At 44.5% G+C, this 19,653-nt stretch carries 21 protein-coding genes; 8 read left to right on the forward strand and 13 right to left on the reverse strand.

The window, feature by feature from the left end; genetic code table 11:
* Positions 1-106 precede the first annotated feature (106 nt).
* Positions 107-403 (reverse strand): Dabb family protein, encoded by a 297-nt coding sequence (locus OAG1_RS16715; protein WP_338622079.1) that lies wholly within the window; start codon positions 401-403, stop codon positions 107-109.
* Positions 404-706: 303 nt separating this feature from the next.
* On the opposite strand from OAG1_RS16715, the gene OAG1_RS16720 reads away from it, so the two are divergent.
* On the forward strand, positions 707-1,957 hold the full coding sequence (locus OAG1_RS16720) for a porin (protein WP_338622080.1): 1,251 nt from the start codon (positions 707-709) through the stop codon (positions 1,955-1,957).
* A 143-nt stretch (positions 1,958-2,100) separates the two neighbouring features.
* Complete coding sequence (locus OAG1_RS16725) at positions 2,101-2,808, forward strand: SDR family NAD(P)-dependent oxidoreductase (RefSeq protein WP_338622081.1); 708 nt, start codon at positions 2,101-2,103, stop codon at positions 2,806-2,808.
* Positions 2,809-2,832: 24 nt separating this feature from the next.
* On the opposite strand, the gene OAG1_RS16730 is transcribed toward OAG1_RS16725, so the two are convergent.
* The gene (locus OAG1_RS16730; protein WP_338622082.1) at positions 2,833-3,405 is read right to left on the reverse strand and encodes a TetR/AcrR family transcriptional regulator; all 573 of its coding nucleotides are present in this window, start codon (positions 3,403-3,405) and stop codon (positions 2,833-2,835) included.
* A 158-nt stretch (positions 3,406-3,563) separates the two neighbouring features.
* On the opposite strand from OAG1_RS16730, the gene OAG1_RS16735 reads away from it, so the two are divergent.
* Positions 3,564-4,214 carry a peroxiredoxin-like family protein gene (locus tag OAG1_RS16735; protein ID WP_221076226.1) on the forward strand — a complete coding sequence of 217 codons (651 nt, stop codon included), beginning with the start codon at positions 3,564-3,566 and terminating at the stop codon, positions 4,212-4,214.
* Positions 4,215-4,245: 31 nt separating this feature from the next.
* Here the strand turns inward: OAG1_RS16735 and OAG1_RS16740 are convergent, their stop codons facing one another.
* Both OAG1_RS16740 and OAG1_RS16745 read right to left on the reverse strand, forming a co-directional pair.
* On the reverse strand, positions 4,246-5,064 hold the full coding sequence (locus OAG1_RS16740) for an AraC family transcriptional regulator (protein WP_338622083.1): 819 nt from the start codon (positions 5,062-5,064) through the stop codon (positions 4,246-4,248).
* A gap of 18 nt (positions 5,065-5,082) precedes the next feature.
* On the reverse strand, positions 5,083-5,676 hold the full coding sequence (locus tag OAG1_RS16745) for a LysE family translocator (RefSeq protein ID WP_338622084.1): 594 nt from the start codon (positions 5,674-5,676) through the stop codon (positions 5,083-5,085).
* 209 nt (positions 5,677-5,885) lie between these two features.
* On the opposite strand from OAG1_RS16745, the gene OAG1_RS16750 reads away from it, so the two are divergent.
* Positions 5,886-6,140 (forward strand): TIGR02647 family protein, encoded by a 255-nt coding sequence (locus tag OAG1_RS16750; RefSeq protein ID WP_016400383.1) that lies wholly within the window; start codon positions 5,886-5,888, stop codon positions 6,138-6,140.
* Positions 6,141-6,200: 60 nt separating this feature from the next.
* On the opposite strand, the gene OAG1_RS16755 is transcribed toward OAG1_RS16750, so the two are convergent.
* Complete coding sequence (locus OAG1_RS16755) at positions 6,201-6,836, reverse strand: MarC family protein (protein ID WP_338622085.1); 636 nt, start codon at positions 6,834-6,836, stop codon at positions 6,201-6,203.
* Positions 6,837-7,168: 332 nt separating this feature from the next.
* Here OAG1_RS16755 and OAG1_RS16760 point away from each other — a divergent pair, with 332 nt between their 5' ends.
* Both OAG1_RS16760 and OAG1_RS16765 read left to right on the forward strand, forming a co-directional pair.
* The gene (locus OAG1_RS16760) at positions 7,169-7,762 is read left to right on the forward strand and encodes a LemA family protein (RefSeq protein WP_152780112.1); all 594 of its coding nucleotides are present in this window, start codon (positions 7,169-7,171) and stop codon (positions 7,760-7,762) included.
* Positions 7,763-7,777: 15 nt separating this feature from the next.
* On the forward strand, positions 7,778-9,745 hold the full coding sequence (locus tag OAG1_RS16765) for a M48 family metallopeptidase (RefSeq protein ID WP_338622086.1): 1,968 nt from the start codon (positions 7,778-7,780) through the stop codon (positions 9,743-9,745).
* 39 nt (positions 9,746-9,784) lie between these two features.
* On the opposite strand, the gene add is transcribed toward OAG1_RS16765, so the two are convergent.
* The gene (gene add, locus OAG1_RS16770) at positions 9,785-10,783 is read right to left on the reverse strand and encodes an adenosine deaminase (protein WP_338622087.1); all 999 of its coding nucleotides are present in this window, start codon (positions 10,781-10,783) and stop codon (positions 9,785-9,787) included.
* A 273-nt stretch (positions 10,784-11,056) separates the two neighbouring features.
* On the opposite strand from add, the gene OAG1_RS16775 reads away from it, so the two are divergent.
* A complete protein-coding gene (locus OAG1_RS16775) occupies positions 11,057-11,995 on the forward strand; it encodes an aldo/keto reductase (RefSeq protein ID WP_338622088.1) in 939 nt (312 codons plus the stop codon).
* On the opposite strand, the gene OAG1_RS16780 is transcribed toward OAG1_RS16775, so the two are convergent.
* The 6 genes from OAG1_RS16780 to OAG1_RS16805 all read right to left on the reverse strand — a co-directional run bounded on the left by OAG1_RS16780 (position 11,992) and on the right by OAG1_RS16805 (position 17,970).
* Positions 11,992-12,393, reverse strand: a complete 402-nt coding sequence (locus tag OAG1_RS16780; RefSeq protein ID WP_221076216.1) for a MerR family transcriptional regulator — start codon at positions 12,391-12,393, stop codon at positions 11,992-11,994. The two genes, OAG1_RS16775 and OAG1_RS16780, sit on opposite strands and share 4 nt — an antisense overlap.
* A 49-nt stretch (positions 12,394-12,442) precedes the next feature.
* Positions 12,443-13,006 (reverse strand): DUF4136 domain-containing protein, encoded by a 564-nt coding sequence (locus OAG1_RS16785; RefSeq protein ID WP_338622089.1) that lies wholly within the window; start codon positions 13,004-13,006, stop codon positions 12,443-12,445.
* A gap of 347 nt (positions 13,007-13,353) precedes the next feature.
* Positions 13,354-13,971 (reverse strand): hypothetical protein, encoded by a 618-nt coding sequence (locus OAG1_RS16790; protein ID WP_338622090.1) that lies wholly within the window; start codon positions 13,969-13,971, stop codon positions 13,354-13,356.
* Positions 13,972-14,196: 225 nt separating this feature from the next.
* Complete coding sequence (locus OAG1_RS16795) at positions 14,197-16,086, reverse strand: DUF3488 and transglutaminase-like domain-containing protein (RefSeq protein ID WP_338626434.1); 1,890 nt, start codon at positions 16,084-16,086, stop codon at positions 14,197-14,199.
* Positions 16,079-17,056, reverse strand: coding sequence for a DUF58 domain-containing protein (locus tag OAG1_RS16800; protein ID WP_338622091.1), 978 nt, complete (start codon positions 17,054-17,056; stop codon positions 16,079-16,081). The genes OAG1_RS16795 and OAG1_RS16800 overlap by 8 nt, the downstream gene beginning before the upstream one ends.
* Positions 17,057-17,058: 2 nt before the next feature.
* Positions 17,059-17,970: a MoxR family ATPase gene (locus tag OAG1_RS16805; RefSeq protein ID WP_016400395.1), complete on the reverse strand. Its 912-nt coding sequence runs from the start codon at positions 17,968-17,970 to the stop codon at positions 17,059-17,061.
* A 276-nt stretch (positions 17,971-18,246) separates the two neighbouring features.
* Here OAG1_RS16805 and OAG1_RS16810 point away from each other — a divergent pair, with 276 nt between their 5' ends.
* Entirely contained in the window at positions 18,247-19,062 is an 816-nt protein-coding gene (locus OAG1_RS16810; RefSeq protein WP_338622092.1) for a class I SAM-dependent methyltransferase, read from the forward strand.
* A 129-nt stretch (positions 19,063-19,191) separates the two neighbouring features.
* Here OAG1_RS16810 and OAG1_RS16815 read toward each other — a convergent pair whose 3' ends face one another.
* Positions 19,192-19,455, reverse strand: a complete 264-nt coding sequence (locus OAG1_RS16815) for a hypothetical protein (RefSeq protein WP_016400397.1) — start codon at positions 19,453-19,455, stop codon at positions 19,192-19,194.
* Between the last annotated feature and the right edge of the window lie 198 nt (positions 19,456-19,653).

Here is a 19,653-nt window from a genome sequence, read left to right on the forward strand (position 1 = left end):
AAAAACACAGCAACAAGTTAATCTAAGCTGGTTTGACCTAAAACAATGGTTATTACACATTAGTCGCCAAGGTTTACTCACAAATAACTACAGCCCTTAAAATGCTTTATAGAGTGAAATCAAAAACAATGATGTCTTCGAGCAAAGGAACAAAATGGTGTTTTAGACGCTCATGTTCTGGGTGAGGTAAATAGTGTTGCCGCGCTGCTTCATCAGCAAAGGTCATTATTACACTGTATTGATAGTTTTTGTTTAAGGCTTCAGGGCTATCGTTTCGCCCCCATTCAACCTCTAGTACTCCCTCAATTTTATTTGGAATATCTAAAAAATTTTGCCGAGCTTGCTGAATGTTTGCGTCACTCACTTCAGCCTTAAACTTAATCAAAAGAATATGTCTTATCATGGCTTGCTCCCGCGAATAAAGCTCTCATTTTTAAACATTAGTTTTACTCCTTCCCACCTCAAATAATCTAACAGTAATTTAAGTCTCACCATCAATTAACAAAATTATGCACTATAAACCAGACGCTTAGCTTGCAACATTCAGGTCAGACCACCGCTTTTAACAATTTCAACATTAGAATATTCGCTCTGGTCGGAGTTGTAGAGGACCGATCACTTGCCTAAGATGCGGAAAATATTACAAAAATAAAACAATTCAGTTACGCCATGCGAACTGAGACACTTATTCGAGAGATTAGAAGTTATGGATAAACGTAAATTAAGTCTAGTTGCAATTAGCGCCTCATTACTTACTGGCCAAAGTTTAGCGGCAGGTTTTCAATTAAATAGCCAATCGGCCACCGGTATTGGTCGTGCGTTTTCTGGTGACGCAGTTATTGCTGATAATGCATCGGTATTATCACGTAACCCTGCAGCCATGGCGATGTTCGACCGCAAAGCCTTGTCATTAGGTTTAACCTACGCAGACGTTGATGTAACCATTAAGGATGTAAATTACAACACTCTAGGTGGCCCTCTTAACCTGGGAAGTGAAAATGATGCTGCAGATAATAAAGTTATACCTAATATCTACTACATCCACCCAATTAACGATTCCTTTGCCGTTGGCGTAGGTGCATTTTCTAACTTTGGTACAGGCACCGATATTAGCTCCTTAAATAACAGCGGTGCATCGGTTACACCTGTTGATTTACTTGGCGAAACCGAAATTATTACTTCTAACTTTAATGCCAGCGTGTCTTACCGGATTAATCAACAATTTAGCATTGGTGCTGGATTAGATCTTATTTATGGTGAGGGTAAGTTAAAACGCCAAGGCGAAATATTTGGTGGTTCAGATGTACAAAGTACGATGGTTGATGTTGAAGCTGATGGCTGGGCCGTGGGTGGTATTCTAGGAGCTACCTACGAGATCAACGATAAAAACCGATTGGGTATGAGCTACCGAATTAGCCCAACCTTCAAAGCTGATGGGAATGTAAAGTTCGGTTTCCCAAGCCTAAATACATACGATGAAATTCATATTCCTCTGCCCAATATTTTCCAAATCGCTGGTTACCACGAGTTAAGCCCTAGTTGGGCAGTGCACTACACGGCGCAACATACCAGTTGGGGTGATTTTGAACATATTACGGTTACCGGTTCAAACCCAGACGCCACGGTAAAAAGTTACCAATGGAAAAACTCTTGGTTATTTAGTGTAGGTGGTACTTACACTATCAACCAGAACTGGACAGCTCGAGCCGGTTATATGCATGACAAAGGTGTAGTGGATGAAATTAGCTCACTGTCTATCCCAGACTCAGATCGTAACTGGTACACCGCTGGTGCGAGTTACCACTTAAACAAAAACTCAAGCATCGACTTTGGCTTAGCTTTTGTTCGAGGAGAAGATGTTGAAGTTCGAGAAACTAGCGCGATTGTAGGTGAAGTAATTGGCCATACTCGCTCAGATGCTGTTTACTACTCTATGCAATACAGCCACTTATTCTAAACATGGCTAACAGTGGCAAGCGCCTGCTTGCCACTGGATTTCTCACCGTTTTTGCTCCGCTAGCCCTCTGTTAATTCCTGCATTATTAAACTAGTTAACACTTCGCCACGTAACTATTTAAAACCAACCACAAGATTCTACCCATGAAAGTATTGGTAACTGGCGGCAGCGGTGGCATAGGCCTCGCTTTAGTTAAACAACTGCTCGAACAAGCAACGATTACAAGTATCACAGCCACTTGGCATTCAAACATGCCTACCTTGCAGCATCCTAAGCTTTATTGGCAGCAGCTAGACCTTAGTGATGAAACAGAGATAGCAGTGCTAATGGCCAATATTCACCAACTGGATTGGCTAATAAATTGCGCCGGAGTATTACACTCGCCTCAGTTAAAGCCTGAAAAAAGCTTAAGCCAATGCCAAGCGGCTAGCTTTATGCTGAGCATGCAGCTAAATGCCTTGCCCAGTTTGTTACTGGCAAAACATGCTGCTAACGCGCTAAAACATAGCCAATCTGGTGTATTTTTAAGTATCTCGGCCAAGCTGGCATCAATTAGCGACAATCGCATTGGTGGTTGGCACAGTTATCGCTGTGCTAAAGCCGCACTCAATATGGCCTTAAAAAACATCGCTATAGAATGGCAACGCACCCACCCTAAAGTATGTGTCGCGGCCTGGCACCCCGGTACTACCGACACAGCCTTATCGAAGCCATTTCAAGCCAATGTTGCCAAACACAAGCTGTTAACCAGCGAACGCAGTGCAACATTGCTGCTGAAGAGAATATATCAACTAAGTCCAGAGCAAAGCGGCAAGTTTTGGTCTTGGGATGACCAAGAGCTAAGTTGGTAATAACTAACTGGCTAGCCGTTAAGTTTAGTGGCTCAAGCCATGCCACGGCAACCAAGCAAGCCCAGTTCGCAAGGCTTGGCGCATGGCTAACTCACTACCTTGGTGGTAGCTATAAACCCGAATACCAAAGATGTGAAGCATGATACAACACGCTTTGGCTTTAGCGTCTTGCTCACCATACTTTGCTTGTAAATAGCCAGCATAAAGCTGCTCTATTTGCTGTAGCTGCTCACTCACAAAGCTTTGTAAGTTTGGCTCATCACTAAGCTCAAGCTGACTTTTCACTAAAAAGCAGCTGCAATAGTCCGATGCAGCAGATTGGGACACCATACCATCAAGTATTTCGCAGATGCCCAATTCAACCGACTCTGCTGCGTCTAAACTTTTGGTAATTCCCGCTTTAGAGACTTCTGCATAATGGCTTAAAGACTCTTTAAATAGTGCCTCTTTGTTACCAAAGGCTAAGTAAATACTACCCGGTTTTAAACCAGTATGTTTGAACACCTGTTGCATAGAAGTGGCGTTATAACCCACTCGCCAAAACAAGTTAGCCGACTGCTCCAATACCTGGTCACGCTGAAACTGCATCTTAGCCATTTATCTATCCACTCTACTTAGGTAACTCGGTGTAAGTATACCTTTAGGTAAACAATTAAACATCTTTTTGAACGTTTATTCAAAATTAACTTGAATGTTCATTCAAACACTGCTTGAATGAACATTCAAAAATAAGCTAACACTTCTAAGGATTGACCATGAGTTTACAAACAGAGATCGCCGATTACATTGCTTCTTTTGTAGCGAAAGCACCACTAGAGGTGCAGCAACTAATGAAACAAGCCACCAAAAACTTAGCCGAGAGTGGCATTGCAGCCAAGGCACCTCAACAAGGGCAACAACTACCAGCGTTTACCTTACCGAATCAAAATGGTGACTCGGTTAGTTTGGCTGAATTACTCAAGCAAGGGCCGGCCATTGTGACTTTTTACCGTGGTGGCTGGTGTCCCTACTGCAACTTAGAGCTACGCGCCTACCAGCAAATTTTGCCGCAAATTAAAGCCTTAGGAGCAAACCTAGTGGCGATCACCCCTGAGCTACCAGATGCATCGTTAAGCACCGCCGAGAAAAATGAGTTGGAGTTTCAGGTGTTAAGTGATGAAAATGCAGAATACGCCAAAAGCTTAGGTATCGTTTTTGCCCTACCCGAAGAGCTACGCCCTATTTACTCATCATTTGGTATTGAAGTAGAACAACATAACGGCGCAGGACAATTTAACTTACCGCTAGCGGTAACCTATGTCATTGCCCAAGATGGTTCTATCGCGAGTGCCTTTGTCGACCCAGACTACACCAAGCGCCAAGAGCCGAGTGATTTATTACCAGTGTTGGAATCGTTAAAGAACTAACTCTGCAGTGCTCCTACAAGGGTGTAGCATGCTACACAAAAAAGCCTTGGTACTGCTTAGGTGTAAGTGCCAAGCGCTTTTTAAAATTTCGTTGAAAGTGACTTTGATCAGCAAAGCCTAAATCTAAGGCAGTGTCGGCAATACTGCTTCCTTCGCGCAACAACGCTTTGGCGCGATTAATTCGCTGATTAAGTTGAAAGGCATGCGGAGACAATCCGTAAACCTGCTTGAAACTGCGCACTAAATGAAAACGACTAAGCTCGGCCACTTCCGCAAGTTCACCCAAGCTTAACTGACTATCTAGCTGGTCAGAAATACACTCTTTCACCCTTTTCAATTGCGGTTTAGCTAAACAACGTAAGTCTGCTCGCAATGGGTGTTTTGCCGCAAACTGTTGCTCAAAAAAAGCAATCAACAAGCTTTCTTGCTCTAGTGAATTTCGCTCTAATTTAATGCTATTAAATAAGTTTTCTAATAAGCGGTAATCTTGTTTATGACTTAAGCAATGCTTCTCGAATGCAAAATAGTCACTGGCAGAGCGCGCAAACATCTCTTGTTGCAGTTGCGCTACCCAAGCCGTTTCCACAAACAGCATTCTATATGACCAAGCACCTTGTTTTGGATTACAAGAATGCACATCTCCGGGGTTAATGGTTACGCTATGTCCTTGGCTAATATGATGCTGGCGTTGCATGTTTTTATAAATGGCTTCGCCAGTATCAATAATGCCAAAGGAAAACTCATCGTGAGAATGGGTATGGTAACAAGCCTCAGAATGCTCAGCTTGGCGCAGCTCAACAAACGGCAGCTGGGCACTTCGCTTTAATAAATGCTTTGCAATAGTTGTCATAAAGCCTCACTCATAGAGCTACACAAAAAGCGACAATACCGAAACAGCCAATAGCAGCGCCATTAGCACATTAAATACTCGCATTCGCATTGGAGATTGCAAATAACGGGCAATAAGCGAACCTATCGCGGCCCATGTTCCCACTCCCACCAAACAAACAATAAGAGAGATGCTGCAAAAAACCAACAAATATAACCATGCTGGCTGCTGTGCCGATACAAATAAACTTACTCCCGACATTGCAACCAACCAAGCCTTAGGATTTAAACCTTGTGCCAGCGCTCCTTGTAATAAACTAGGGGGCTTAGCCAAAGCCCGCTCCGCCTGAGTAGCCACTGGTGAATAAGCAATTTTCACCGCGATATACAATAAAAATGCGCCCCCTAAGTATTTTAAAGTTTCCGTTAAACTGGGAAGCCAATACAACAGTGCATTTAGCGCTAAACCCGTTGTAAGCACCACTAAACTATAACTAACACTTGCCCCAACTACATGTGGCAAGGCTTGCCGAAAACCAAAATTAGCGCCAGCACCTGTAGCAATAATATTAACTGGTCCCGGAGATACAGCACCAATAAATGCAAACACCAACATCGATAAAAATATACTCACTATGATCTCCGTATTTCTAACAAAACCAAACTATATGCATTCACCGATAAACTTTATTGAACAAAATTGCGCTAGGTCATTGAGAGATTTTTGCGGCATCACGTAAGCAAACAAAACAGTGCGTAAGGTATCAGTTCTTATCCTGACCGCTTGCGCAATAAGAGTGGGCTTTCTAATGTGGAGATAACAAAAACATAAAGGATGGCACGATGAAATTTACTCCCAATACTATCGCCGAACTCAACTTACTGCTGCAATTTGATATGAGCAGTTTGCAAACCGGGATTAAGGTTCACCATGATGCAGCTCCCGAAGTAATTGCTGCAGCACAAAGCCTGTTTGATAAAGGTTTAAGCACCCTACCCGACGGCGGTTACCTCACCGACTTAGGCATTGAAGTGGCCGAGCACGCACAACGTTTATTAGCTGTACTTTCTACCAAACCAGAACACATTCCCGCTTAAAAACATCTAATGAGAAAAACCAAGGCAAGGCCTTGGTTTTTTGCTTTTACTCTATGCAAATCATTTAGAGAACAACATATAGGCATCGTGCACGCCTTGAATTAGCATTTGCATGCCAATAACGGTAAGAATTAGCCCCATCAATCGGGTGGTAATATTTATCCCATCCTTGCCCACTTTATCTACCAATTTTGGGCCATATAAAAAGCAGATAAAAGTAATTAAACACAGTAAGGCAAATGCGATAACAGTAACGATGATGTTTATAATCCCTCCAGAAGCTGAGTAATTCATCGCTGTAGCGATGGTTCCTGGCCCGGCTAGGATAGGCAACGCTAATGGAGATACAGCAATGTCTTTTTCCTCATCGTCACTATCATTGCTGGGAGTATGAGAATGCAGTTTAGAGCTCGCACCTTGCAACATATGGTAGCCCACCAGAAAAACCAATATACCGCCGGCTAAACGCAGCGCAGGCAAAGTAATACCAAATAACTCAAATATGCCTTTTCCCAGTAAACAAAAGGCTGCTACGATACAAAAAGCCGTTGCAAGTGAGCGAAACGCAGTTCGCTTGCGCTCAGCAGTACCTTGGCCGCCAGTTAAGCCAACAAACACAGCAGTATTTGCGATAGGGTTCATCATCGCAAAAAAGCCCATAAATACGGTTATCGCGAGTGTCGCCAATTCATGCATGGTGATATCTACCCTATTATTTTCATCCTTGTGTTCACCTAGCATCGCAGCTTTAGTAGCTAAACTAAAATGCTTTTTTGCCAATGCTGTGGGTTTGTAGCTAGCTTTAACGGCTCCATTTACGTGGCCAGTTTCACCAGGCTAGCGAACACATAAACAACAAGCCCAGCTCCAAAGCTTTCACCAAATCAGTATTGGCAGCATTTACTTACACCTTGGCAAAAATTAACTTAATCATTTAAGCGTAAACTGCTAGTTAAGCCATAGCATTGTTAGGCTAAATCCGTATCATGCAGATATTAAGTGTTTAATAAATAAAGGAACTTAGGCAAATGGATGTATCACTAATTGTAATCTTGGTAATTATTGCGGCACTAATTTTTTATGTTGTTGGTATCTACAACCGTTTAGTTAGCTTGCGCAATCGCTACCAAAACGCCTTTGCTCAAATAGAAGTTCAACTTAAACGTCGTTACGACCTTATCCCTAATTTAGTTGAAACAGCCAAAGCCTATATGGCACATGAGAAAGACACCTTAGAAGCCGTGATCAGTGCCCGTAACGATGCTTCGGCATTATTGCGTGCTGCAGCAAGTGATCCCACTGGTGCAACGCTTAGCAAATTAGCCAGCGCCGAAGGGGCGTTGCAAGGTGCCATGAGCAAAATGAACATTGTGATGGAGAACTACCCTGACCTAAAAGCCAGCGATAACATGATGCAAGTGAGTGAAGAGCTTACTACTACAGAAAACCGTGTCGCTTTTTCACGCCAAGCCTTTAATGACTCGGTAACCGAATACAACGAATACCGTCAATCTTTCCCACCGGTATTTTTTGCTGCCCAATTTGGCCATAAAAAAGATGCAAGCTTACTCGAGTTTGCCGACAGTGCTGAGATACAAAACGCCCCTAAAGTGTCTTTTTAAGCACCGGGGAGCACCATGAACTTTTTTGCCGAACAAGATCATGCTCGTCGTAACAGCAAGTGGTTGATCTTATTATTTGTTATCGCTGTAATCATTTTAATTGGCCTAAGTAATATTTTGATCGCCGCGTGTTTGTGGATGTTTGACTCTACCAGTGAGTTAAACTTGCCAGACAATCGCAGCTTCTTCTCTGCTGATATTCTGGTATTTGTTAGCTTGGTAATGACTAGTGTCATTATCTGCGCGATTGCTTTTAAGTGGTTTCAGTTAAAAGATGGCGGCAGAAGAATAGCTGAATCTTTAGGTGGTCAGCGTATTCCTCCAAATAGCCAACACCCAGAGCAGCAACAAATACTCAATGTTGTTGAAGAAATGGCACTAGCTTCTGGCATGCCGGTGCCTTCGGTATATTTGCTCAAAGATGAAATTGGTATTAATGCTTTTGCAGCAGGGCACACCCCTGCCGACGCAGTGATTGGCATTACTCAAGGCGCACTTGAACAGCTTAATAGAGAGCAGTTGCAAGGTGTAGTCGCCCACGAGTTTAGTCATATTCTAAATGGTGATATGCGCCTAAACGTGCGCTTAATTGCCTTGCTTAGCGGGATAGTTTTTATCGCTAATCTTGGTGAATTTATTCTGCATACTCAGCGTTATAGCCACCGTTCATCGAGCCGTTCTAACAATAATGACGCTCGGGTGGCGGCTGCAGGATTTGGCTTACTGGCTCTAGGCTGGATAGGTTTATTCTTTGCAAATATGATCAAAGCAGCCATCAGTCGCCAGCGCGAGTATTTGGCGGACGCATCGGCTGTTCAGTTTACTCGTAACCCCAATGGCATCGCTGATGCGCTAAAAATTATCGGCGGTTATGATGCTGGTTCGGGTTTACGTACCCCACTTAGCCAAGAAACCAGCCATATGTTTATAGGTGATGCTCGCCGTTTAGGCAGCTTTTTTGCCACTCATCCAGCCATTAAATCACGGATAAAACGGATTCTTCCTCGCTGGGATGGCGCACTGATCAAGCGCGATATTAAAAAAGTAGCCAAACCTATTTACAGTAAAACCAGCCAACAACAAGCCAAACAACAACGTCAAGAGCAACTCAAAAAAACCGTGTTTGTAGCAGCGGCAGCAGAAGCGGCCATAGACGCTCTAGATAACAAATCTGAAAAAGCTGAGTTTACCCTGTCAGAGAATACTGTAACGGTAAGTGGCGAATTAGCCCACTTACCCGATGGATTGCTGAGTTTGGCTCATGATCCTTGTGGCGTTATCAGCGTGGTTTATGCCTTGCTGCTTAGCAACGACGAAGCACAACGCGCTAAACAGCTAGACGATATTAAAGACAACCTGAGTAAATCTTCAAGAATTGAAGAAACCCTTCAAGCTTGGAGTTGGATAAACTCGGTGGACAAAAGCTACCGCTTACCCTTGCTCGAGCTATCTTTTCCTGCGCTTAAGTGTATGTCGGCTAAGCAATATCAGCGTTTTATGGACAACCTACGCAGCCTAATTAAGGCAGACCAACAAGTTGATATGTATGAATGGTGTTTGTACCACTTAGTAAAACACTACTTATCTCATCAATTTGAAAAAGTTACGCACAGCAAACCGGTCTATAGCAGTATTCCAGCGTTATCTGAGCCATTTTCAGTCGTATTATCGAGCCTCGCTTACTTTGGCCATGATAATGATACCGAGACTCAGCGCGCCTTTGGGATTGGCGCCAACAGCATTGGTTTATATACCATTACCTTGTTGCCTCTGGAGCAATGCCAGGTTGAGCATTTTGGCCCTGCAGTGAAAAAGCTCGCCAACGCCTACCCGCAAATTAAGCAGCGTATTTTGCGCGCCTTGGTAGCCTGTATTTGTTTAGATAAACAACTTACTGTGTTAGAAAACGAAATGATCCGCTGCATTGCAGCAGTAATGGATTGCCCAGGCCCACAGATAAGCTTGGGTGTACGGCGCCCATAAAAAAGCCCGTGCTAATGCACGGGCTTTTGCTTAGCTCCTTTAGCGTTTTGAGGCTTTTTCCCGCAAGGCCTGACGCGCACTTTCACTAATAAAGGCCATTTTCAAACCGTTGCTTTGCAGTTTGGCGATCTGTTCATCTCCAAAACCCAACTGCTCACGTGCAATGCGGTATTCGTCGGGTAAATCAATCGCCGATACGCCAGGATCATCGGTATTTAAGCTAGCTCGAATACCATGTTCTAAAAAGCGTTTGAGTGGATGCTGGCTTAAGTCTGGCGTGGTATTGGTTTGGAAATTAGATGATAAACAAGACTCTACACCAATCTTATGTTTTGCTACATAGTCCATTAATTCTGGATCGTCGGCAATCTTAACGCCATGGCCAATACGGGTTGCACCTAGTTCGCGAATCGCTTGCCACACACTCTCTGAACCCGCAGCCTCGCCAGCGTGCACCGTAATAGCAAAACCTGCATCTCTAGCTCGTGAAAACTGCTCCACAAATAAATTACCCGGATGACCTAACTCGTCACCCGCCAAATCTACCGCCACAATTTGATCGCGAAACGCCATACAAGCGGCTAATTCATCGCTACAACTTTGCTGACCAAAAGTGCGGCTCATAATGCCAATTAAGTTTACTTGCACATCATGCTTTTGCATGCCACGGCGCACACCTTCGATAACCGCTTCAACCACCCCTTCTGGGTTCAGTTTATGGCTCATTGCCATATAGCCTGGGCTAAAACGTAATTCGGCATAATCGATCTGCGCTTTTACTAAATCTTCAACGTTCTCTTCAGCCACCCGCGCACAAGCATCGTAATCACCTAATACATTTACCCCCCAATCTAACTTAGAAAGGAAGGCCACCAAGTTAGGCTCTTGCTTGGTAATTTGCACATGGGGGATTAATTCTTGTAGCGAGTTAGCAGGCAAACTTACGTTAAACTTTCGACCCAATTCCAAAATGGTTTCTGCGCGAATGGTGCCATCTAAGTGGCGGTGTAAATCGGTAACTGGGTATTGTTTTAACATGAAGATTCCTGCATCGTTTTTATAACTTATTTATCGCCTCAGTGTAGTCAGCACAAGGTCGCAAGCCAAATTAGATTAACCGAAATAAGGCCTTCTTTTTCAATAAGTTTAGGGCTTAATTTAATCCTAGCCGAATGTGTTGAAATATCACTAGTCAAAGCGATATTTCACCGACTCAGTATTAGCACTTGACTTGGAGTTAACTCCAAGATTTACACTCACGTCTAAGTTATTTGTTTACATAGTAATCAACAAGGCTTTTGAGGAGTCAACATGGAATTGGCACGTTTGGGCAACAGCGATTTAGATATCTCTCGTATTGGTTTAGGCGCTTGGGCAATGGGTGGAAAGTGGGAGTGGGGCTGGGGAGCTCAGCAAGATGAAGACTCCATTGCCACTATTCAACACGCCTTGTCATTAGGCATTAATTGGATAGATACAGCGCCCGTTTATGGGCTTGGACACAGCGAAGAAGTAGTAGGTAAAGCCATTAAAAGCTTGAGTGAAAAACCACTTATCTTTAGCAAATGTGGTTTTAACTGGGATGCACAAAATAATATTGAGCCGTGTCTTAAAGCAGCCAGCGTTAAACAGGAAGTAGAAAACAGCCTAAAACGTCTGCAAGTAGAAACCATCGATTTATACCAAATTCACTGGCCTAACCCCGCCGAGGACATTGAAGAAGCTTGGCAAGCCATGCTTGAGTTAAAACGGCAGGGGAAAATTCGTTATTTAGGCGTTTCTAATCACTCCATCGAACAGATGCAAAGCCTACAAAAATTAGCCCCTATTAACAGTATGCAGCCACCATATAGCCTAATAAACCGAGAATGTGAAACTGAGCTACTGCCCTACTGCCAGCAACACAATGCCGGGGTGATTTGTTACTCACCAATGGGATCTGGCTTACTTACTGGGAAAATGAGCGCCGAACGGATCGCTGCAATGGGTGATGATGATTGGCGTAAAAAAGCCGATGACTTCAACGAACCAAAGCTAAGTCATAACTTAAAAATAGTTGCTGCCCTGCAGCAAGTTGCAGAAAAACATCAAGTATCGGCAGCAGAAGTTGCAATTGCATGGACCTTAAAGCACCCGGTAATTACCGGCGCCATTGTGGGAATGCGTAGCCCTGAGCAAGCTGATGGGGTAATAAAAGGCGCTAGCCTTAACCTCAATAAACAAGATATCGCCTTGATTGAATCGGTTTAAAGCGACTTAAGTTTAATGCTTAATTCGCTACCGGTTTGGTAGTGCTCTATTTTCCGCTGTACGTGTTCTAAATTTCGATTTAGGCAGGCTATTTGTTGCTCGGTTTGCTGTTTATGATCGAGCAACAGCTGCAAACGCTGTTGCTCGGTACTAGGGCCTTCGTCCAGCATATCGCGATATTGCTTAATCGCATCAAGCGACATGCCGGTAGACTTCAAACAAACAATAAAACGCAGCCATTCTATGTTTTGCGAACTAAAACGGCGATGGCCGCTAGGTGAGCGATTAACCGTAAACAGCAGCCCCTTTTTCTCGTAAAACCGCAAAGTGTCGCTACTTATGCCTGCTAACTCTGCTGCTTGCTTTACGCTAAAGCTACTTGGTGTATTCTCGGCCATCGCTTTTGTCCTTAAGTCACTAACTTAGTCAACTAACTGCCAAAGCGACTCATCGCTGAGGTAGATATTGCAGCAAACGCTCAATGGCTGATTCGATACGCAGCTTTCGTTCGCTAAGGGGAATATCGGTAGGTGCCATACCTTGGCCTAATACCCGCCAAAATGGGCCAGTATCTTCTGCTTGAAATAGCGCCACCATAATTGAGCCTTTTTGGTAGAGCTCAGGATCTAGTGAATCACTAGACATCCCCGCCATCATACCAGCGCGTTCTAATATTTGCTGGTCACTCATTTGAGATTCAAGCGCTGCGCCCACGCCAACTAAAAAGTCGGGTTGCTGCTGCAAAGAGACTTGCGTGTAGCCTTTCTTAGCCATCGCTTTAGTAATGCTTTTACGTAGCTCAGATATTAGTAAGTCTTCGTTTTCAGCTTTATTGAGATGGGCTTGGCCTAAACTCGGGTGCCAAGCATATCGGCCACTCGAGCTTTCCAAATACTCAGTGTCCCCAGTTACCACCGTGGTTGAACGCGTTTCAGGAGCGCGAGTTTGCTCAGCAGATACGCAAGCAAACAACAAAGGCAGAAATAAAAATGGCAGCAATTTCAAACGCATATTACAGTTACCTAAAGGCAAATCAAAAAACTCACCCTAGCATAAAATTAACAGCATGTTGCGCTGTTCTGCTGCCGTAATGCTAGAGGCGGTTTATCTTTCGCGGTTAAATTTTGTTCGCGATAAAATAGCTTTAGGCGCGGCAAGGCTTGTGTAGCCTAGCAATCTAGGTAGATACGCCTTAACAAAGCATAAAACGATGTTAGCCGAACTCTTCGGGCAGCCTTTGTGGCTTATTTCTACAGCGTTAACAGCTTCTCATGTAGGCTAACTACACATTAAAGCTTCTACCTTTTATAAATAAGCCACAAAGAGCTGCAAAAATCAGCTCGAAAGACAAACAAGCTCTAACTAAGTTTATATTGATATAGAGCAGCGTTATCCGCCGAAACTTTGAAGCCCATTTTAACTAAATACTGCTGATGACTCGCTACCGCCGTATAGCTAACTAGCTGCTTAACACCTAAGGCCTCAAAAAACCCAGAGCTATGGTAAAGATAATCGCCGGTTTTAAAGTCTCGATAAGCGGGGAAAACGTAGTCGAGCTTTATTTCAAACTCATGCAATTGCTGTTTGCCCACCAATATGCCTGCAGGTTCACTATTGCGCATTAGTATGTAACAACCTTGCCCAAGCAAACTATCTGTCGAAAATTGCGGAAAATACTTCTCGATATCAGATTGATAATGCTCAATCCAAAAACCAAGCAATGGGCTGCTAGCTTCCACTGCCACTAGTTTAAATTGGTCCTTGCTGCGGTAAATACCCTGCAAGTAATAAACGTTAGCAAATACAATAAAAAGGTTTAACAAAGCCACCGGCATAGCACCAATAATAAACCCATAAGTAGAAAACAGCGCTGCCCCCACCATGTTTAACCAGCGCAGCTTTACAATCGAACTCATGGTTAACGAAATGGCCACCACCACCGACGCCAAGTAACCAAACCACTCAATCCAATCCATTATCATCTCCTTTTGCCTGAGCTTTTAGTGTCGCTCACTTTACGAGCAGCGATGCTAATAATCTGGTTAGCTCACACAAATTGACAAATAAATTAGCCTTAATTAAGGAAACTCACTGTATTTGTTGAAAAGAACTAGGGTCTGTTGACCTTTGGTGTTGAAATTTTGTTCGAGATAAGCGGGCTTTAAACGCGGCGAGCAGCTCGTTTATAGTTGAATTGAAACCTAAGGCTGATAGCGCTTTTGGTTATAGTTATTAATAGCGTGTTCTAAGGCGAATGCTCGCTGCGGCGCTTGCTGCTCTACACGCTTTAAGAAATGACTAAAGCTTTCCCCTTTGGCCCGAACAACTCCCCGCCTTGCCAATAGCCAACACTGCCATTTAAGCGAGACAACTTGTTTATTGGGCAGACGCCATTGCCAAGGTTTAGCCATAAGTAAAACAGTGGTAAGTAAACCCAGCAAAATCATCGCGGCGGTTAACATTAATAAGGAGCTGCCCGGCAGCCAAGCCAGTAATTGAGAAAACAGACTTAACTGACGTTTGTGGTCAAAGTTAAGTACCCATTTAGCCCACCAATAATCGGCTTGGGCAAGCCATAAGCGCAGTTGGTTAAAGCCTTGGGTGTACCAAATCTTTTGGCCCCAACCGCTAATGCTTTGCCACTGCTGAGCGGTAGCTTGGCTTTGCTGTAGATTGTTTTCCACCCGGTCAGGGGCGATCCAAGCGGTGGGGTCAAGCCGTACCCAACGCTCACCATCCCAATACTCCATCCAAGCATGTGCATCGTAGTTACGCACTGCTAGTAAGCTGTCTTGTTGCTCCCATTCTCCACCTAAAAAGCCGGTAACCATGCGAGCTGGGATCCCCTGCAAACGCGCCAGTATCACCACACTTTGCGCATAATGAACACAAAAGCCGCTCTGCTGATCTAATAAAAAACGCTCGACGCCTAACAGCCCTGGGTAAGCCGGCGGACTGAGGGTATAACTAAACTGCTGACTTAAGAACCACTGCTGTACGCGTGTCATCACTTGCTTTGGGTAATCGGGTGATCGAGGGCTTAACCCGGACCCCAAGTGCTCACTAAGCTCGCTAACTTTGGGTGTAATGTTTTGCGGTAAACGGGTAAGAAAGTGCAAATAAGCAGGTGGAACTGCGCTGCTGGTAGGCGGCTCTAATTGACTAAAATTTAGAATTTGTCGTGGAAAGCTCTCGCCTTCACGTTGCCAGCTACCATCGGCTACGTAGTTAGCGCCACCACCACGAACTTGGCTAGGGTTTAAGGTGGCTAACCACGCTTGGCTGGCGGGTTCTAACAAGAGTTGATACTGGTTAATAGCACTTGAGCTATCGGGAGCTTGTTTCTGTTGAGCTATCTGGCTGCGGGTCCATTGCTCACCATCAAATTCGTCTAAAACCATGGCTCGCCAATACAGCTCATCGGGTTCTGGCGCGCGACTAAACTCCGCCCGAAATACTAACTTATCTGAGCGAATCAATTGGCTGATATCACCAGGGCGAACCACATCAGACAAGCCAGTTTGCGCGCTGCTCGGGGTAGGCATTTTCCACAAAGGTGCTAAGCGTGGCGCAACAATAAATAGTGCGATAGCTAGGGGAGCAATAGCCAATAACCATAAGCCTAATCGCTTAGCCCAGTTAAAGCTTATTTTCACATCTAAGCTAAGCAACAGTAGCAAGTGTAAAAATGCCACTAGCGCTGCCAATAAAGCAGCTAAAGGTTGGCTAGAAAAAACCAGTGAAAATGCCACCAAAAACAAGCCAGTAAGGCTAAACATTTCCACATCACGCCGCTTATGCAGCTCAATATACTTTAAGCTGTAGCCAAGCATTACCAGGCTCACTAGCTTATCAAACAGCTCAAAGGAGCGCGCTAACCACAGCACCATTGCAATAAGTAGCACTAAGCTTAGCTTTACCCAGCGCGGTTTCGGTAAAGTGGCTAAGCCTTGCATCACCCGCAAGCGCCACCACCCCGCAGTCAAGCCTACAAGCACTAGCAGCCATGGCACTTGTTGTAGCAATAACAAGGCTGTTGCTGAATAACACAACAACGACATGCGAATATGCGAACTATTGAGACTATTCATCACTGCTCGGCGCCTCTGCAAGTAATCTTAAACCCGCTTTTAGTTGCTGTTGACCGCTCCCGCTGGCCAGTTGCTTTGCACCAACTTGTAAGCTAAAACTCTGTTGTTGCTGCGCCAACTGGCGCAACCAAAAAGCCAATACCGAAAGAGTTTGTTCATAATTCAAACCGCTGTGCCTGCGATCACTAAGGTGTAAATCAATACTAGGGTTGCCAGTAAATGCCTTAGTCTGTAAGCCTCGCCCCGCAGCAAACTGCTTCCAAGCCAATAAGCTTTTTCGCTCGCCGCTACGATAAGCCTTAAGGCCCGAAAACTCACTTTGCAACTGGCTATCACTAGCCGCACGCTCAACATCATGGGCTTCTACCCATTCTTGAGAAGGGCAAGCAAAACCGGCCAGCGGTGCAGGATAAGCCAGCAGCTCACAATTAAAATCAGCCACCGTCCAACATCTAAATAAACCCAGAGGAAAGATACTTGAGAGACTTATCCGAGGCAGTAGTTGACGCCCACGCTGCTGTACTTCCAAATCTAACGCCAACTGACCGTCTAGTTGTTGATAGGCTTGCTTACAGGGCCAGTTCTTTATTTCTGCGGCTAAAGCATGAGGCTGCTTGTTATTAACTATGTTAAGTAATAAACGCAGCGGCTTGTCGCATTGCCCTTCAGGTCGCTGCAATAAACTCACGGTATTTCCCGACATGTTTTGATGGCATAACACCAAGCACACTAACCAAAGCGCCAACAACCATAGGCCCAAGGCAATAATTAAGTTATTTTGATAATTGCTGCCCATCATCAACATCACCACTAAGGCGATTAAAAATCCCCAGCCAAAGCTAGTGGGCAGAATAAACAGATTTTTTCGAGTTAAACGTAAACTACTACTGCTAGGCACGCGTTTAGCTAACCAGGCCTCGCTGCGCACGCCCTTCCATTGTTTAAACGCTTTTAACAATTTGAGTCTCATGCCTAAGTTAAATCACTATAGGGGTCTACTTCGGCCAATATTTGCTTGGCATAGGCTTCACCGCTATCTCCTCGCCCTAAACGGTGAGCACTCACCGCACTAAACACCGCTTGCACATCCTCTGGAGAAACGTGCTGCTTATGATGAACAAATGCCCACGCCTTGGCGCAAGCAAGTAAGGTTAAGCTGCAACGCGGCGACAAAGGACTAGCCCCTTCCAGCACTCGGCTGCAGTGCACCAAACGCAATAAATAATCTAACAAAGCATCGCTGCAATGCAGTGCGTTCACTTGCTGTTGCAACTCCAACAGTTGCTCTACAGAAAGTGCCGCTAAAGATTGGCTGGTCTGATTGCCTCGCTTAAGCATTGCCATTTCTGAATCTAAATCCGGAAAGCCAATGCTTAAACGCATGGCAAAGCGATCTAACTGAGACTCGGGTAAGTCGAAGGTTCCAAGTTGCTCACGTGGGTTTTGCGTGGCAATAACAAAGAACGGCGCTTTTAAAGGGTAACTCTCGCCATCGGTACTCACTTGCTGCTCTTCCATGGCTTCGAGCAAAGCACTTTGGGTGCGAGGGCTGGCGCGATTAAGCTCATCAGCCAAAACTAGATGGTGAAAAATAGGCCCAGGATGAAACTTAAACTGCTGAGTAGGCGGTTCAAATACCGACACACCGATAATATCAGCAGGCAATAAATCGCTAGTAAATTGAATTCGCTGAAAACTCAAACCAAAACCAGCAGCAAGCCATTTAGCTAAACTGGTTTTCCCAGCACCCGGCAGATCTTCAATCAGCAAATGGCCAGAGGCCAATAAACAACTCAAAGCCAAACGCACTGCTTTGGGTTTGCCAAGCAATTGTTGCTCAAGGTAATCACAAATTGGCGCTAATTGAGGATGTATTTGATTCATATAAGTAAAGGCCCTATTTTTAGTCGCTCTAGCATACAAAGCTTTTGCTCATTTGTGCAGCCAAAGTCGTCAAACTTATCGCTCTAGTCGAAAATTTGTTGCGAGAGGTTCGCCTAACATTGATGCCCGAAAACCCAGTATCCACTGCCCTCTATGGCATAATCAGCCAAACCACCTAAAGCCATACCTGTAAAGATAATGCTGCACAAGCCTCTGTCGTTATCGCTTTGTTTAACTGTAAGACTAGCGCACTAGACTAAAGTCTAAGCAGGTTAAATGACGGAGTTTGAGATGAATACTCACCAACACGCAACAACTGGTAAGGCTAATGGCCGCTTATGGGGATTGTCATCTCAAGACTGGGCCAATATTCAAGAGCAAACCTGTCGCCCGGTATATCTAGCAGCATTTGATAAACTGGCCATCAACGAGACCAGCTACTATTTAGACGTTGGATGTGGCTCTGGCATGGCCGCCGCTTTGGCCAGCGAACAAGGCGCAACAGTGCATGGGGTTGATGCTTCACAAGCCTTAATAGAAATCGCCGAGAAGCGCTCTCCAAACGGATCGTTTCATGTGTCTGATATAGAAACGCTGCCATTTAAAGATGACAGTTTTTCTTGTATTACCGGCTTTAACTCATTTCAATATGCGGGGGATCCTGTTGCAGCCTTGAGCGAAGCCAAACGCGTTGCCAAGCCTGGCGCCAAGGTAATAATTATGACTTGGGGTGAACCAGAAGGAATGCAAGCGGCCTCCTTAGTGGCAGCCTTAAAGCCGTTGTTACCAGCACCTCCCAAAGGCGCTCCGGGGCCTTTTGCCCTATCCAACAAAACCTTATTGCGTGAATTCGCCCTTAAGTCTGGACTAAAACCTATCGACATCTTCGACGTTGAGTCCCCCTGGCAATACGCTGATTTAGAAACAGCCTTGCGCGGCTTAGCCTCATCTGGAGTTGCAGCAAAAGCCATTGAAAATACTAGTCATCATGCGTTAGACAAAGCGCATCGTAAGGCCTTGTCGCCATTTGAGAACCTCGATGGCAGCTATCACATAGAGGCCACTTTTCGTTGCTTATATGCCAGCGCTTAGTTAACCAAATTGAACGGGAAGTATCAGAGTAAGTTACAGGAGGGAAAAACAAAGTTTCAATCGTTTATTAAGAACTATCACCATCGAATAAAGGCGATAGCTCTTAAATTATCGCGAAGTCATTTTAAACTATGCTTGAGCGACAGCAGGCTCTCGTTTGAAGTACTTAACTATACCTACCACTGATGCGCCAATCCAGAATAGCTCAATAACAAAGCTAGCTAGGTTAAAATTAATGCACAAACTAATTAGCAGTAAAATAGCACCGCTTAAGTTCATTAGGTTGTAGGCAAGTTGCTTGGGGTTTAAACGCTCTAACTGTAATAGAAAAAACGAACCTACCACTAAGGCAGTACCAAGTAGTCCAACGATATCGGCAAAAATACTTTGCATAAAATTCTCATTAACAAGCAAAAATGTTCGTCCAAATTGCTGGCCCAATCCTTGGGGTGGACGTTCTCAACTGTTTAACAGCACTCCATGAGACAGCTTGTTAGTGGCATATAAAAATGCGGGCGTAATCTACCAGAAAACGCCCGCCGATGCATGAGGATTTTTTAAACAATTTAACGGAAGAATTATTCCGTTAAT

Origin of the sequence: Agarivorans sp. OAG1, from assembly GCF_037076485.1 — a bacterium.
Classification (GTDB): domain Bacteria; phylum Pseudomonadota; class Gammaproteobacteria; order Enterobacterales; family Celerinatantimonadaceae; genus Agarivorans; species Agarivorans albus.

Coding starts and splice junctions, on each gene's coding strand:
- OAG1_RS16715 (WP_338622079.1), bottom strand. CDS start 403: ATGATAAGACATATTCTTTTGATTAAGTTTAAGGCTGAAGTGAGTGAC.
- OAG1_RS16720 (WP_338622080.1), top strand. CDS start 707: ATGGATAAACGTAAATTAAGTCTAGTTGCAATTAGCGCCTCATTACTT.
- OAG1_RS16725 (WP_338622081.1), top strand. CDS start 2,101: ATGAAAGTATTGGTAACTGGCGGCAGCGGTGGCATAGGCCTCGCTTTA.
- OAG1_RS16730 (WP_338622082.1), bottom strand. CDS start 3,405: ATGGCTAAGATGCAGTTTCAGCGTGACCAGGTATTGGAGCAGTCGGCT.
- OAG1_RS16735 (WP_221076226.1), top strand. CDS start 3,564: ATGAGTTTACAAACAGAGATCGCCGATTACATTGCTTCTTTTGTAGCG.
- OAG1_RS16740 (WP_338622083.1), bottom strand. CDS start 5,064: ATGACAACTATTGCAAAGCATTTATTAAAGCGAAGTGCCCAGCTGCCG.
- OAG1_RS16750 (WP_016400383.1), top strand. CDS start 5,886: ATGAAATTTACTCCCAATACTATCGCCGAACTCAACTTACTGCTGCAA.
- OAG1_RS16755 (WP_338622085.1), bottom strand. CDS start 6,836: ATGCATGAATTGGCGACACTCGCGATAACCGTATTTATGGGCTTTTTT.
- OAG1_RS16760 (WP_152780112.1), top strand. CDS start 7,169: ATGGATGTATCACTAATTGTAATCTTGGTAATTATTGCGGCACTAATT.
- OAG1_RS16765 (WP_338622086.1), top strand. CDS start 7,778: ATGAACTTTTTTGCCGAACAAGATCATGCTCGTCGTAACAGCAAGTGG.
- add (WP_338622087.1), bottom strand. CDS start 10,783: ATGTTAAAACAATACCCAGTTACCGATTTACACCGCCACTTAGATGGC.
- OAG1_RS16775 (WP_338622088.1), top strand. CDS start 11,057: ATGGAATTGGCACGTTTGGGCAACAGCGATTTAGATATCTCTCGTATT.
- OAG1_RS16780 (WP_221076216.1), bottom strand. CDS start 12,393: ATGGCCGAGAATACACCAAGTAGCTTTAGCGTAAAGCAAGCAGCAGAG.
- OAG1_RS16785 (WP_338622089.1), bottom strand. CDS start 13,006: ATGCGTTTGAAATTGCTGCCATTTTTATTTCTGCCTTTGTTGTTTGCT.
- OAG1_RS16790 (WP_338622090.1), bottom strand. CDS start 13,971: ATGGATTGGATTGAGTGGTTTGGTTACTTGGCGTCGGTGGTGGTGGCC.
- OAG1_RS16795 (WP_338626434.1), bottom strand. CDS start 16,086: ATGAATAGTCTCAATAGTTCGCATATTCGCATGTCGTTGTTGTGTTAT.
- OAG1_RS16800 (WP_338622091.1), bottom strand. CDS start 17,056: ATGAGACTCAAATTGTTAAAAGCGTTTAAACAATGGAAGGGCGTGCGC.
- OAG1_RS16805 (WP_016400395.1), bottom strand. CDS start 17,970: ATGAATCAAATACATCCTCAATTAGCGCCAATTTGTGATTACCTTGAG.
- OAG1_RS16810 (WP_338622092.1), top strand. CDS start 18,247: ATGACGGAGTTTGAGATGAATACTCACCAACACGCAACAACTGGTAAG.
- OAG1_RS16815 (WP_016400397.1), bottom strand. CDS start 19,455: ATGCAAAGTATTTTTGCCGATATCGTTGGACTACTTGGTACTGCCTTA.